The organism is Streptomyces sp. NPDC102406 (assembly GCF_044765725.1).
In the GTDB taxonomy this organism is placed as follows: domain Bacteria; phylum Actinomycetota; class Actinomycetes; order Streptomycetales; family Streptomycetaceae; genus Streptomyces.
This window is the reverse complement of sequence record NZ_JBIWKP010000011.1, coordinates 98,914-112,019: the sequence shown is the minus strand read 5'-3', so window position 1 is coordinate 112,019 and position 13,106 is coordinate 98,914. Positions and strand designations below refer to the sequence as shown.

Below are 13,106 nucleotides of genomic sequence, written 5' to 3'. Positions count from 1 at the left end.
CCGGCCATTCTATGAACAACGCAGGTAGGCGGTAGAGATACGTTCAGTCGGTACGAGGAGCAGTAGTGGCATCGGCATCGGCATCGGCATCGGCATCGGCACCGGCGCCGATGCAGTGGTGCACGAAGTGCTTAACCGCCGACGACCACGGGAGTGGGCTGCCCAGAGACGGTTGAAGTCCGGGTTGCCCTCGGTGAGGGTTCGGAGGAGTTCGCGCAGCCGTGGGGGGTCCGGGTCGAAGACGGTCACCTTGCGAAGGTCGGCGACAGTGGCCTGTGCTGTTCAATCCCAGGCCGTGGAGAAGTTGCGGCCCGCAGGATCGAGGAAGGACATGCGGGACAGGTTGTCCGCCGGTTCAAGTGCAGCCAGGCACTGGGTCCCGCGGGTGTGCCCTCAGGAGTGTTGGGCCTACACGGCGAGGACGGCGCGGCTGCCGCTGCGGACACCGGCATCCAGTCGAGGCGCAAGCACCCCGCTTCCACACAACATCAGGTGCGGCGGTGGGGAGTTGTGTCCTGTGCCGAGCGGGACCCAGCAGGATCGACACCTGTGGCGAACCTGCCCGTGGCTACTTTCCTGCCCGAGTCTGTGGCGCCCTCGGCAGGCCCGCCCTTCGGCTCCTCCGGCACATCACGCCACCTACGCGGCCGCCAGAACACCCCGGCGAACATCCAGAGCGCCAAGCAGAGACCGCCGAAGACCACGAGCAGCCCCGCACTGTCGCCCTGCTCACCGGAGCGCCCCCACAAGGCGATCCCGAAGCCGACGTGCACAAGAGAGCCGACCACCGAGAGCACGGCGAGCACGGTCCGGGTGGTCACCCGGCGCCCGGGCGTGCTTCCGCCCTTGGCCTCATGCCTGCGCACCGCGCCGCGGATGCCGTGCCGACGTTCGAGAAATCCCCAGGTGATCCAGGAAAAGAGACCGAGGACCGCCAGAAGCCAGGTGAGGTTGAGGATGATGTCCATCCACAACACCTCCGTGTAGTCGACGAACTTGCCGCTCGCGAGTTCCGCGCCGCGCATGGAGGTTTCCGTCGAAGTCGTCATAGGACACAAGTGGCCGTACAGACCGGAACGACTCCTGTCACTTCGGCCGGGCCCGCACGATCGGGCCGACCGTGCCCTCGGCGTCAGTACTGCCTGGCGTCTTCTGTCGCGCATCGGCGCACGTGCGGGCCGTGATGCACCGGGTGCGGTCGCGTAGGCGCTCACCGACGGGGCCCGGTACGCGCAGTGGGTGGCGGGGGCCGCGGACTCGCGGCGCGCGGACGGCCTCGATGACCGCAGACGAGCGTCGCGCAAGCATGAGGTGCGACCGGGTCCCTTGCCATTCCGCAGCGAGACCGTGGCGCGGTACCACGAGAAGACACGTTGCTGGAGCTGGAGGCGAGGGCCGGTGCGCCGGGTGCCGCCCGGATCTGCCTGGCCCTGCGGCTCTGGGGTGGGCACTGCTTGGTGACGTCGGCGAACATTCTCTACGCGGGGCCGCCTGAACCCTGCACAACATCGGGCGTCAAGGCGCTGATCCAGAGTCTCCAACTCGCGCTGCTCGCCCGACTGGTGCGGATGCCACGGCCGCCGCTCCCTCGACCGCGTCGCACCGGCTGTCCCGGTTCTGTCACAGAGGCGCCTCTCAGGGCAACGGCACGCCGTGGTGCCGGGTCTGACGACACATGGTGCGGGTGACTTGCCCGCGCCTTTCAGGGAAAGCATCGATTCACGGGGGAACGAAGAATGAACGCTCTTGGACGGATCATGGCCGTGGCCACTGCGGGACTGGGCGCGGCCTGGCTCGCCGGCGGCACCGCTACAGCCGCCACACCGCTCACCGCGCCCACCGCGACCGTCAAGGCCGCAGCCGGGGCGGCGGTCTACAACGGGTCCTGCGGCGCGGGCTACGCCGTCGTCAACTCCGCCGACATCGGCAGACTCGGCACGGTGTACCTCACCTACAGCGCCACCACCGGAGAGAACTGCGTGGTCACCGTGCGCGCGGCCAAAGGCGCCGCCGTACACATGGTCGCTTCGCTGGGGCTGGGAACCAACACCGCCGACGTCATCGACGACGGCTACTACACCAGCTACGCCGGGCCCGTCTTCCTCGACGGCCGCGGGATGTGCATGAGCTCGCGCGGCGAGATCAACGGTGAGGTCGCGGGGAAGAACTGGACGAACTGTGAAGCGCGCATCCGTTGAACCATGACGGGCCGGGGAGCCTGGGGGACAGCCGAACTCCGTGCGGGCGCCCCTGCGCGCACCGAGCCGGAGTCTGGTGCCAGGACGGCCGCAGCAGCTCCCACTCCGCGTGGCCGCGTACCGCGTCGGCGTGAAGGGGGGAGCTGGCGGGCGCCGACCCTCCGCGGTATCGGCGCTCTGAGGCGGGGCCGACTGGGGAGAAGCTTCAGCGCGGTCGGCCCTGTCTGCCCCTCACTTCACCTCACTTCACCGTAGTTGCACGGCCGTGCCACCCTCCTCACGTTCCAGGACACCGCACGGCGAAGCGCGCAAGTGCGCGGATTTTCGGACGTGGTGAGGCCCGAACCGGATCGGGGGTGCCGTATCCGCGCCGACGAGCGCGCGGGTTCGGGCTTGACCTTCGACCTGGGGCGAAGGTCTGCCTTCGAAGTGTGAGCATGATGCGGATTTTCCAGTTCGCCGAGCGGTCCGGCGCGCCGGCGACCACCCTGCGCTTCTACGAGGGCGCCGGTCCACGCGATCATCGGCGCATCCGCTCTGCCTCCTCCTGGGCGTCGCCAGCCGGACGGGAACCCGGCCATCCGCCGTCCGCCCGTCAACCGTCCGCCTTACGTCCTGTTCGCGAACACCCACCGGTTGCCCGCCAAGGCGTCGTTCTCCTCGGGCAGGGGGCCACGTCCGTGCAGGTGTGTGAAGTCGAAGGGCGTGTGCATCGACGTGGACCAGCCCTTGCTCGCCAGGACGCCCGCGGAGTCGGGCCTCGGCTCCTTCGCGAACAGGTCGAGCAGATCAATGCCGATCTGCCGGGTCGTCGCGGTGTAGAGCGGGCTGTCGCGATAGGTCAGCAGGTCCGGTTCGAGTTTGACCTCGTACGCCAGCGCGCTGCCGGGTGTGCTCAGCCGGTCCACCGCGGTGATGAGAGACGTCTCGGTGTCGGCGGGGAGATAGAACAGCAGCCCCTCCGCCAGCCAGACACTCGGGGCGGCTCGGTCGAGACCGGAGTCGGTGAGTGCCGTGCTCCAGTCGCCGCGGAGATCGACCGGAACCGGTACGCGCGCCGCCGTGGCGGTGGCCGGCAGTCCGTCGAGCACCTGGTGCTTGAAGGCCAGCACCTCCGTCCGATCGATCTCGTAGACGACGGTGTCGACGGGCCACTCGAGTCGGAAGGCCCGCGTGTCCAACCCCGCGCCCAGCAGCACGACTTGGCGGGCACCGGCCGTGTGCACCGACCGGAGGAGAAAGTCGTCGAGGACCCGGGTCCGCAGGCCGAAATAGCGCGCGAAACGGCCCCACAGTGGGTTCGCGTCCCCGCCCGGCGCCTGTTCCAAGCGGGTCGGCCACCCGACGGACGCCGGGGCGGCGCGCACGAAGTGTTCGGCGAAGACGTCGTGGGCCAGGGCGTCGTGGCGGTGGGTCTCGATGGCTCGTGCGGCGGCGACCAGGAGCGCGGTCGCTCCTACTCCTCCTTCGACGCCGGTGTCGTGATGTGTGGGCGCGACCACATGTCCTCCGTTGACGGGTGCCGTGCATGGACGGGTGCCGTGCTCATCGGTTCCGCTCTTGCGGTAGCACGACGGGTTTGACGACGCGGCCGGCTTCGCAGTCGCGTTCGGCCTCGTTGATGTCGGCGAGGGGATACGTGCGTATGAGCTCGTGGAACGGGAACCGGCCTGCCCGCCACATACCGATCAGTCGTGGGATCAGCAGACCGGGGACCGCGTCGCCTTCGCAGATGTGCGACATCGTTCTGCCGCGGTCCAGTGTTCCCGGTTCGATCGGCAAGGTGGTGTGCAGCCGTGCCACCAGGCCGAGGCGGCCGGTCGGGCGCAGGGACCGGAGCGCGTCGTTGATCAGCGCGGGGGCGGCCGTGGTGTCCAGGGCGAAGTGGGCACCGCCGTCGGTCAGTTGTCGGATACGGGCGGCCAGGCCGGATGTGGTGACGGGCAGCGCTGTCGCGCCGTAGCGTTCCGCGAGAGCGAGCCGTTCGGGGTGCCGGTCGACGGCGACGGTCGCCGCGCCGCAAGCGGTGGCGGCCATGACCGCCGCCAGTCCGACCGCTCCCGCGCCGAAGACGGCTACGGTGTCACCGGGCCCGGCGCCGAAGGAATTGAGGACCGCTCCGGCACCGGTGAGGAAGCCGCAGCCGAGGGGGCCGAGTAGTTCGACGGGCAGGGCGGGATCGACCCGTACGGCGTTGCGGGCCGGGACCACCGCGTACTCGGCGAACGAGGACTGGCCGAACCAGCGTGGGGCCAGCGCCCTTCCCGCCCCGTCGGTGAACCGGGTGGCGTCCTCCTCGCGCCCTCCGAACAGGTTCAGGGCGGCGAAGGAGTCGCAGTAGGAGGGGGCGGCGTTCAGGCAGTTCGGGCAGTGGCCACAGGAGTCATAGCTCAGGACGACATGGTCTCCCTTGCTGAGGCCGGTGTGCGGTCCGCCGGTCTCCACCACGGTTCCGGCCCCCTCGTGGCCGAGGACCGCCGGCAGCGGCGAGCGGCCTGCCGAGCGCCGGACCGCGAGATCCGTACGGCACATTCCGCAGCCGTCGATCCGCACCAGGATCTCGTCGTCGGCAGGACCCGCGTGCAGCAACACCTCCTCGACGCTGAACCGGTCTTCGACAGAGCGCAGGACCGCGGCGTCGAACCTCATCGATCCGCCCTCGGACCGCATCGATCCACCGTCGCGCCCCACCGTCCCGGCACCGAGCCCTGTCGACATGTCGGCCGTCAGCCCGCGGCGACGGCGGCAGCGGCGTGCTCCTGGGCGTGCCGGTCCATCTCCGCCCGGAAGGCGGCGATCAGGCGCGGTTCGATCCGGCCGGCGTTGCGGTCGCCGCCCTCGCAGACCGCCCCGCGCACGCCCACGATGTCCGTGCCGATACGGGTCAGCGTCCCGAGGTCGTCCACCTTCACGCTGCCCGCGAGGGCGGCGAGGAGTTCGGCCTCGTGGGCCCGGCGTACGAACTCCGCGCAGACCTCCGGCGGCACGTGGTCGAAGAGGCGCGTCCCGTCCTTGATCGCGGTGTCGAGCATGGCCGCGTCGGAGCCGGAGCGCAGGGCGATGTCGGGCAGAGCGAGCGGGTTGACGCAGCCGACGCGGTGGGCGTCGGCGTAACCCGATGCGACGACGAAGGCGTCCGGTCTGTACTCCTTCACCGCCCGCACGACACCGCGCATGACTTCGACGGCCTGCTCGGGCGTCGTGCACCCGTAGAGCCCGACCTTGATGTAGGTGGCTCCGGAGACCGCCGCACCAAGCGCCGCCTGGGCCACCGTGCCCGGCTTGTACGGGACGTCTCCCACGGTGGCGGAGACGGGCTTGGCGGCGGGGACCGCGCCGCGGATCTCCTTGATGACCCACGGGTAGTTCGCTCCGAGTGAGCCCTCGTCGGGTTTTTTCACGTCGACGATGTCGAGATGCTCCGCCGCCTTCGCGCACTCGATGGCTTCCTCGACGCTGTCCGGGGAGATCAGAAGTAACAACGTGTACTCCTTTCCGCGCAGCACCACATGCCCGGAGAACGGGTAGGGCGCGCGAACGTGCTGACGTCTGGTGCGGTTCGCTCATCATCAGCGGCAGCCCGCGACCTCCGGTAGGGCGCGTTGCATGTGGGGGAGGTGCCACCCGCGGGGCGAGTGCGCCGTGCGCGCCGGTTCAACCGCCTTCCGTGCCATGCATGCCGGAGCGACGCCGACTTCACTCTTTATGTTGAGCGGCCGCTCTTCTCGGGACGCCGGAGCCCGGCGCCCGCATAGTTACTGCTCGGTCGGCACACCAGCCGTCTCCTGGCCGCAAGAAAGGTAGAACACACATGCGTTCCGAAGCAGTCACACGTGTGAAACTGGTCTTCACCCTGTTCGACGCCGACGGCAACGGGGTCTTGGAGGCCGACGACTTCACGCTCATGAGCGATCGGGTAGCCGCGTCGGTGCCCGACGCCAGTGAGGCACGGACCCGGGCCATGCGCGCCAGTTTCCAGCAGTACTGGGAGACGCTGGTCCGGGAACTCGACGCCGATGGCGACGGCCGGATCACGTACGAGGAGTTCCAGGCGTGCGTCCTGTCGCCGGAGCGCTTCGACAGGGCCGTCGACGCGTTCGCGGCCGGGTTCGCACGCTTCGGTGACGTGGACGGCAGCGGCACCGTCACCCGGCCGGTCTTCATCGGCATGATGAGAGGCGTCGGCTTCGAACTGGCGAACATCGAGGCCCTCTTCGACGCGTTCGAACCCGATGCCGAGGATCGGATCCGGGTGGACGTCTGGGAGGCCGAGATCAAGAACTATTACGCCCCGGACAAGGGTGGTGTGCCCGCGGACCTGTTGGCGGTCGGGACTTCTGCCTGATCCGATGACACGGCCGGGGACTGCCCGAGCAGATGGTGGGGCTGACTCGTCGATACGGCCGACGGACCGAGCTCCTGCGGTCGACGCCGACGCCTGCGCCGACGCCCCGCCTGGCCGTGGGAACTGACCTCGACTCATTCGCAGCTCCTATCTGCGATTCCCGCTTATGTGGGGCCATCGGATCAACCACCGGGCCCGGCCACCGTGCTTCGGGCTTCCATGCGTACCGCCTCATCGTCCACGTCGACCGACAGCATCCGGTACACAGGCTGGCCTTCGGATGTGGTGCGGTCCGGTCAGGAGGCGGCAGACACGTGCTCGTGCGCGTGATCTACCGTCCGGCCGGGCCGGAACCGGCGGCGGACGAGCGCGATCAGGGAAGGTCCTCCGCGGAAGCACCACAGGGCGATGACCGGATCGCAGATGGCACATGCCAAAGACGCGTCGTGGTAGAACGGCAGGATCGGATGGCCCTTGAGATGGTGGGCCATGTCCCAGGCCGTGTGGAGCAGCCAGCCGACGCCGATGAAGGTCCAGGAGTCCAGGCCGCGGTAGGCGATGTAGGCCGTGAGCGCGACGAATGGGAGCTCCCACGGGCCGAAGCCGCCCCCGCTCAGATAGGCGGCGCCGGCTCCGCCCACCATGATCGCGTTGAAGTGGCGGCGGTACGGTTCTTTGATCAGGGACATCAGCAGGCAGTACACGAGGCCGACGATCACTGGTGACACAAGGTTCATGAGGGCATGACTTCTTCCTGGGGCGGGCGGAATCACCCCGGCCGAGCTGTCGCAGCGCGAGTACCGACGTCTCGCCCCGAGCGCGATCCCGGACGGGCAGGGTCAGGAGGGTCCGTACGCCGACGGGCAGGGTCAGGAGGGTCCGTACGCCGACGGCCGGGCCCAGAGGGCGGTTGGCGTTAAATCCTGCGCCCGCCAGACGGTGTGACCAGCGGGTTGAAGCCATCGAACAGGACGGCCTGGGTGTGCATGGGTGTGGGGTTCCTTCGGCGTCGCTCTCCATCGGGACACCCCGAAGTCAACCGGCTTCCTGGGTGCTCGCCCAGTGGCTCCAGTGACACATTGCAACGGCATAATGCCAACGCGCGGCTGCCGGTGAGCAGCGCGCGCCCTTCAGCCAGGACAAGGCCGCGCTGGACACCGCTGTCACACGGACCTCTAAGAGCAGTCTGGCTTTCGATGTGTTCACGACCCCTCGCAGGTCCGCTGGTACGGCATGTCTCTGACGTAGGTGTTCCAGTGGGTGGGAGACAAGGCTCCGGTGGTGCGGCGGCACAGTGCGGTCACCGCGTCCTCCGGGGCGATGTCGAAGGACTGCAGGAGCACGTGCGTGCCCGCCGCGCGCAGCGTCCCGCCGTCCGGAGAGAATGCCAGGGAGACGATGTTGTCGCCGGCCGTGGGCAGGCCGGTGCCCAGTTCTTGACGGGAGTTGACGTCCCACAACCGGAGCGTGCCGTGCGATCCGGCGGCGGCCAGGGTGGCCGCGTCGGGTGAGAAAGCCAGAGCGGTGATCTCCTCGCGTTCTCCCGGTGCACCGTCGGACAGGCCGCCGGAGAGCATGCCGAGTGAGGTGTGCCGTCGGGCGTCCCACAGGGTGATGCGGCCGGAGAGATCCGTCGTGGCGATCAGTGCGCCGTCGTCGCTGAGCGCGGATACGCAGGCGCAGTCCCCTACCGCCAGATGCCGGGTCCCGCCAGTCGCTGTGGTGATCAAGGCGCCGTCGCTCATCAGCAGGGTGCGGCCGTCGGCGGCGGCTGTCCCCACCTCGGTGCCCGTCCCGGAGTCGTCCCCTTCGTCCTGTGCGCCGATGGTGCGCAGTTTTCTGCCGTTGGAGGCGTTCCGGACGATGATGCCCGCCTCGCCGTCTGCCGTGCGCAGCTCGTGGCCGTCGGGGGAGAGTGCGAACGTCATGAACGAGCCGGGTTCATCGGTGTGCAGCTCGGTGAGCCGGTGGTGGCGCCGGGTGTCCCAGACGGTGATGCCCTGAGGAGTACCGAAGTCGTCGAGGCGGCCGGAGCCGTAGGCGAGACGGCTTCCGTCCGCGCTCAGCGACAGGATCGGTTCGTACAGGTCGGCGTCGTCGCCGGGCGGCGGGGCCGGAGACGGGGCGTCCGACAAATGGCGGCCTGTGCGTCCGTCGAAGAGGCTGAGGCGGTGGGTGTTCCTCTCCTGGCGCAGGACGGCGAGCATGCTGCCGTCCTGGCTGAGGACGGTCTGCCGTAGGGCTTGGGCGCGCCAGTTCGGTGACAGTGCCGCGCTCACGTCGAGCGCGTGGACGGTCCTCTTGTTGCCGGGCGCCTGCTCGACGTAGCGCAGGACGTGGGCGTGCGCGTCGATACGTAGATCCGTGGGGTCGCCCTCGGTCACGAGGTGGCGGAAGACGGGAGCCTCCGGGTGGTCCAGGCGCCAGATGAGGATGTCGGTGGAGCCCCGGCTCACCGCGTACCGCCCGTCCGGTGTGAACAGGACTTCCTGCGGCCCCACTTGGTGGAGTCGGGGCAGCTCCTTGCCGGTGGAGGCGGTCAGTCTCCGCAGTCCGTAGGCGTCTTCCACGGCCAGGTAGCGACCGTCCGGGGTGAATTGCAACCCGTTGTCCGGTCCGCAGGTGCGTCGGCTCCGCCAGGCTGTGTCGGCGCGGCGGTGGGTGCGCATGTTCCACAGGAGCACACCGCGTGTGGTGCACAGGGCCAGCAGTCGGTTGTCCGGGCTGACGTCGCTGCCGGCCACTGTGCCGATGCCGGGGAACCTCCGGGAGAGCAGATGCCGTCCTGAGCGCAGGTCCCACACGTCCATACGGTCATCGGTCTGGGTGACGAGGGCTTTGTTGCTGAAGCTCTGCCCGTTGAGTTCGGTGCTTTGGACAGTGAGGCTGTCTGACGGCGCCAGAGGTGCGTCGGCTGGTGCGGCGAGGTCGGCGGCCTGCTCGGGGGGACCGATGGGGCGCCCCTGGTAGTGGGCGGCCCGGATGTCCCACAGGCGCTGTTGGCTGCCCTCGTCGGTGGGTACGAGCAGGTAGCGCCCGTCCGCGCTGGTGCCCATGATTTCGGATGAGGCGTCGTTGATGCGGGGGGCCTTGTAGGTGCCGGTGCGTCGGTGGGTCCGGAGATCCCATAGCGTGACCCGCCGCTTGCCGACGTCGATCAGCGTGCGGCCGTCGGGGCTGAGCCGCAGGGTGCTCTTGGATTCCGTGGACGGTGTGAAGGTCGGCAACTCGTCCTGGCCCAGCGCGCCGAGCAGCGCCGAACGGGTTTCCGGTGTGGGGCTGAGCCGCCAGGCGGCGACGCTGAGCTGTAGTGCGGTGCGCGGTTCGGAAGTGCGCAGGTCGACGGCCGCGGTGGCCGCGCGGCGGGCGGCGGCATCGACGCGCCGGTGTTCGCTTGTCCGGTTCTGCTGCCAGGCCACGACGCCCGCGATCAGGGTGAGTACGAGCAGCAAGGACGCGAAGCCGGCCACGGTGCGCTGTCGTCGGCGCTCGCGGGTGCGGGCCGCCACGGACGCGTCCAGGAACTCGCGTTCATCGGGTGTCAGACCCATGTGGTCCGAGTCGCCGAAGGCTTCTTCCGCCTCGGCCAGCCGTACTCCGCGGTACAGCGAGCCCGCGTCCCGGTCCAGTTCGCCCCAGAGGGCCGTGGCCTGGGTGAGGCGGCGCAGGACGCGCAGCCGGTGGCGGTCCTCCTCGATCCAGCCGCGCAGCCGGGGCCAGGCGGTGATCAGCGCCTCATGTGCGAGGTGCACCGTGCTTCCGTCAAGGATGATCAGGCGGGCACGGGCGAGGCGGTCGAGTACGGCATCGTGTTCGGGGTCGGCGGGCAGGCGGTCGTCCTGCGCCGGTCCGGGGTGAACGTGAACGCCTGCGGCCGTCCGCAGTTCCGAGCGGTCCACGGGCCGGCATGTGTCGGCGGTGCCGTCTCCGGGTGCGATCAGGCGGAGCATGATCCGGCGTGCCAGGGTCGCCTGGGCGTCGGTGAGTGTGTCGTACACGTCTTCCGCGGTCTGGGCGATAGCGCCGCGCACGCCGCCCGCGGCCTCGTAGGCCCGCAGAGTCAAAGCTCTGCCCGAGCGCCGGTGCCAGGTCTCCAGCAGGGCGTGCGAGAGCAGGGGCAGACCTCCCGGTTCGCCTGCCACTTCGTCCACCAACTGTGCGGTCAGGGCCCGCTCCACGGTCAGTCCGCGTACCCCGGCCGGCCCGACGACGGCACGGCGCAGGTCGTCGCGGCTCATGGGGCCGACGGGCACGCTCGCATCGCCGATCACCCGCACCAGCTCCGGGTATTCGAGGCAGCGGCCGTAGAAGTCGGCTCGTACGCCGAGTACCAGCCGCAGCCGGCTGCCTCGCTGTCCGGCCGTGAGCAACAGGTCGATGAATCGGGCGCGTTCGGCCGAGTCCGAGCAGAGCGTGAAGACCTCCTCGAACTGGTCCACCACCACCAACGTGTCACCCGCACCCTCGGCCGGGCGCAGTCGGTCCGCGTGGGTACGGGCCGGGTGTGCTCCGGGCGTCAGGATCCGTATAGCGGCGGGGCGCAGACCGGGCTCGCTCGTCTGCCTGAGCCGGGGGACCAGGCCGGCGCGCAGCAGGGACGACTTCCCGCTGCCGGACGAACCCAGCACGACCGCGCAGCGGTGCTCGCGGGTCAGTTCCACGAGATCGTCGATCAATTGGTCCCGCCCGAAGAACACTTCGGCGTCGCCTGGTTCGAATCGGGTGAGGCCCCGGTAGGGCGACTCGGCGGAGGACTCCTTTTTTCGCGGTACGGCCGCGACTTCGGTCGCCGCCGCCTGCCACCGTTTCTCCCATGCGGCGGCGTCCCCTCCGCATGCCGTCACATACGCCGCGGTCACCGCCCACGTGGGCAGCCGCTCGCCCGCCGCCGCCTGGGACAGCGCGGGCGGTGAATACGACGATCGCTGTGCCATCGCCCGGTACGTCGGCCCGCCCGCCTCGGCGCGCAGCGCCCGTAACTCCGCCGCGAACCGCTGCACCGGCCCCGCGTCCGCGTCGAACGGTTTCTCAGGACGCCCCATCTGTTCCTGTCCCCCTGCCAGTCACTCGGTGGTCGTTCCGATTGTCGTCCCGGTGGTCGATCGGGTTGTCGAACGGCGCCCACGCTAAGGCGCTCCTCGGCGTACGGCCAGACCGTTTTTGGCGCTTGCCGGGTTGATTACCTGCACGAACCAGGGCTGCTAATCAATCCGGCGCACGGTGAAGTCGTTGTCGAGCGGCACCGTCCGGCGCCGTTCACCGCTGGCCGTCCGCACGGCGGGCCGGCCGGCACACACGACACACGTGCACCACGAGACAGCGACAGGAAGGAACTCTCATGACCGAGCCCGTACAGGTGCCGCCCTATCCCGTGGGCGGTGCGGGAATCTTCGACGTGGACCCCGACCAGAGCGGCGTCAGCCAGAGCCCCGAAGCGATCGTGACCGGCGATGTCCAGGTGCTCACGGAAGACGTGGAGGTCTGACATGGGCAACGTACAGGGCATGCTGACCGCCGCCCGCAGGCTCCTTGGCACCACGGAGCACCCGCCCGGCTCGAACCGCAACCTGGTCACCAAGTGGTACGGATTCTCCGGCGCCTGGTGCGACATGGCCGTCAGTTACGCGGCCGCTCACTCCGACAACCTGTCCGCGATAGGCGGCAAGTTCGCCTACACCGTCGCCCACGCCCGCGCCTTCCAGAGCAAGGGGCGCTGGCACTACGGGATCGGTGGGATCCGTCCGGGCGACGTCGTCTTCTTCGACTGGTCGGGGTCCCGCTCCATCGGCGCCATCGACCATGTCGGCATCGTCGAGGCGGTGCACTCCAACCGTACGATCACCACGCTGGAGGGCAACACGTCCGACGCCTTCCGGCGCCGGCGGCGCAACTCGGCCTGTGTCGTCGGCTACGGACGGCCCGCGTACAAGAGCGGCGGCGCTCCGATGCCGAGCACTGACGGCATCCTGCGCAAGGGCTCCAAGGGGCAGGCCGTCAAGACGCTCCAGAAGAACCTGAACACGGTGCAGAAAGCCAAGCTGACCGTCGACGGTGACTTCGGGACCGCCACCGACAAGGCGGTACGCACCTTCCAGGCGGCGCACCACCTGACGGTGGACGGCGAGTACGGGCCGAAGTCGGCGGCGATGATGAAGGCGGCCCTTGCCGGGCGCAGCAAGCCGATCCGGCCGACCGCTCTCGTCGCCACCGGCGCTCTCGAGGTCGACGGCGAGTTCGGACCTGCCACCTGCGCCGCGCTCCAGCGGACGTTGAACAGCCGTATGCGGGTCGGACTCGATGTCGACGGGGCGTTCGGGCCGCTCACCATCACCGCGCTCCAGCGCTATCTGAAGGTGGAGCAGGACGGTGTCGTCGGTCCGAGGACGGTCACGGCTCTCCAGGGTCACCTGGGCGCGGCCACCGACGGCGAGTGGGGGGCCGACACCACGCGCCTGTTGCAGAAGGCCCTGAACGACGGCGCCTTCTAGCGAGCGCCCGGACCGGGAGACCGCCACAGCCACCGCTGACGCGGTCTCCCGGCCCGGGCACAGCTCAACCTCGCC

At 69.5% G+C, this 13,106-nt stretch carries 10 protein-coding genes and 1 pseudogene; 4 read left to right on the top strand and 7 right to left on the bottom strand.

Annotated elements, in window-relative coordinates; translation table 11 throughout:
• Positions 1-9: 9 nt before the first annotated feature.
• Together ACIRF8_RS31775 and ACIRF8_RS31770 are read right to left on the bottom strand one after the other, a co-directional pair.
• Positions 10-267, bottom strand: a pseudogene (locus tag ACIRF8_RS31775) (hypothetical protein); the annotation flags it as partial.
• Positions 268-488: 221 nt separating this feature from the next.
• Complete coding sequence (locus tag ACIRF8_RS31770) at positions 489-1,025, bottom strand: hypothetical protein (RefSeq protein WP_404220445.1); 537 nt, start codon at positions 1,023-1,025, stop codon at positions 489-491.
• A gap of 711 nt (positions 1,026-1,736) precedes the next feature.
• On the opposite strand from ACIRF8_RS31770, the gene ACIRF8_RS31765 reads away from it, so the two are divergent.
• Positions 1,737-2,198: a spore-associated protein A gene (locus ACIRF8_RS31765; RefSeq protein ID WP_404220442.1), complete on the top strand. Its 462-nt coding sequence runs from the start codon at positions 1,737-1,739 to the stop codon at positions 2,196-2,198.
• A gap of 608 nt (positions 2,199-2,806) precedes the next feature.
• On the opposite strand, the gene ACIRF8_RS31760 is transcribed toward ACIRF8_RS31765, so the two are convergent.
• From ACIRF8_RS31760 to ACIRF8_RS31750, 3 genes are all read right to left on the bottom strand, one after another.
• Positions 2,807-3,700, bottom strand: a complete 894-nt coding sequence (locus ACIRF8_RS31760; RefSeq protein WP_404220440.1) for a class I SAM-dependent methyltransferase — start codon at positions 3,698-3,700, stop codon at positions 2,807-2,809.
• A 43-nt stretch (positions 3,701-3,743) separates the two neighbouring features.
• Positions 3,744-4,847 carry an NAD(P)-dependent alcohol dehydrogenase gene (locus tag ACIRF8_RS31755; protein ID WP_404220438.1) on the bottom strand — a complete coding sequence of 368 codons (1,104 nt, stop codon included), beginning with the start codon at positions 4,845-4,847 and terminating at the stop codon, positions 3,744-3,746.
• A gap of 77 nt (positions 4,848-4,924) precedes the next feature.
• Positions 4,925-5,680 carry a (5-formylfuran-3-yl)methyl phosphate synthase gene (locus ACIRF8_RS31750; protein ID WP_404220436.1) on the bottom strand — a complete coding sequence of 252 codons (756 nt, stop codon included), beginning with the start codon at positions 5,678-5,680 and terminating at the stop codon, positions 4,925-4,927.
• A gap of 329 nt (positions 5,681-6,009) precedes the next feature.
• On the opposite strand from ACIRF8_RS31750, the gene ACIRF8_RS31745 reads away from it, so the two are divergent.
• A complete protein-coding gene (locus tag ACIRF8_RS31745) occupies positions 6,010-6,543 on the top strand; it encodes an EF-hand domain-containing protein (RefSeq protein WP_404220434.1) in 534 nt (177 codons plus the stop codon).
• 296 nt (positions 6,544-6,839) lie between these two features.
• On the opposite strand, the gene ACIRF8_RS31740 is transcribed toward ACIRF8_RS31745, so the two are convergent.
• Both ACIRF8_RS31740 and ACIRF8_RS31735 read right to left on the bottom strand, forming a co-directional pair.
• A complete protein-coding gene (locus ACIRF8_RS31740; RefSeq protein WP_404220431.1) occupies positions 6,840-7,280 on the bottom strand; it encodes a DUF6010 family protein in 441 nt (146 codons plus the stop codon).
• 465 nt (positions 7,281-7,745) lie between these two features.
• A complete protein-coding gene (locus tag ACIRF8_RS31735) occupies positions 7,746-11,585 on the bottom strand; it encodes a hypothetical protein (protein WP_404220428.1) in 3,840 nt (1,279 codons plus the stop codon).
• Positions 11,586-11,881: 296 nt separating this feature from the next.
• Between ACIRF8_RS31735 and ACIRF8_RS31730 the strand changes: the two genes are divergently transcribed.
• A complete protein-coding gene (locus tag ACIRF8_RS31730) occupies positions 11,882-12,028 on the top strand; it encodes a hypothetical protein (protein WP_404220426.1) in 147 nt (48 codons plus the stop codon).
• Position 12,029: 1 nt separating this feature from the next.
• Positions 12,030-13,031: a peptidoglycan-binding protein gene (locus ACIRF8_RS31725; RefSeq protein WP_404220424.1), complete on the top strand. Its 1,002-nt coding sequence runs from the start codon at positions 12,030-12,032 to the stop codon at positions 13,029-13,031.
• The last annotated feature ends 75 nt before the right edge of the window (positions 13,032-13,106 follow it).

Bases quoted from the DNA above. Each gene is read 5' to 3' on its own strand.
- ACIRF8_RS31765 (WP_404220442.1), top strand. From the start codon at position 1,737: ATGAACGCTCTTGGACGGATCATGGCCGTGGCCACTGCGGGACTGGGC.
- ACIRF8_RS31730 (WP_404220426.1), top strand. From the start codon at position 11,882: ATGACCGAGCCCGTACAGGTGCCGCCCTATCCCGTGGGCGGTGCGGGA.
- ACIRF8_RS31770 (WP_404220445.1), bottom strand. From the start codon at position 1,025: ATGCGCGGCGCGGAACTCGCGAGCGGCAAGTTCGTCGACTACACGGAG.
- ACIRF8_RS31740 (WP_404220431.1), bottom strand. From the start codon at position 7,280: ATGAACCTTGTGTCACCAGTGATCGTCGGCCTCGTGTACTGCCTGCTG.
- ACIRF8_RS31755 (WP_404220438.1), bottom strand. From the start codon at position 4,847: ATGAGGTTCGACGCCGCGGTCCTGCGCTCTGTCGAAGACCGGTTCAGC.
- ACIRF8_RS31725 (WP_404220424.1), top strand. From the start codon at position 12,030: ATGGGCAACGTACAGGGCATGCTGACCGCCGCCCGCAGGCTCCTTGGC.
- ACIRF8_RS31745 (WP_404220434.1), top strand. From the start codon at position 6,010: ATGCGTTCCGAAGCAGTCACACGTGTGAAACTGGTCTTCACCCTGTTC.
- ACIRF8_RS31735 (WP_404220428.1), bottom strand. From the start codon at position 11,585: ATGGGGCGTCCTGAGAAACCGTTCGACGCGGACGCGGGGCCGGTGCAG.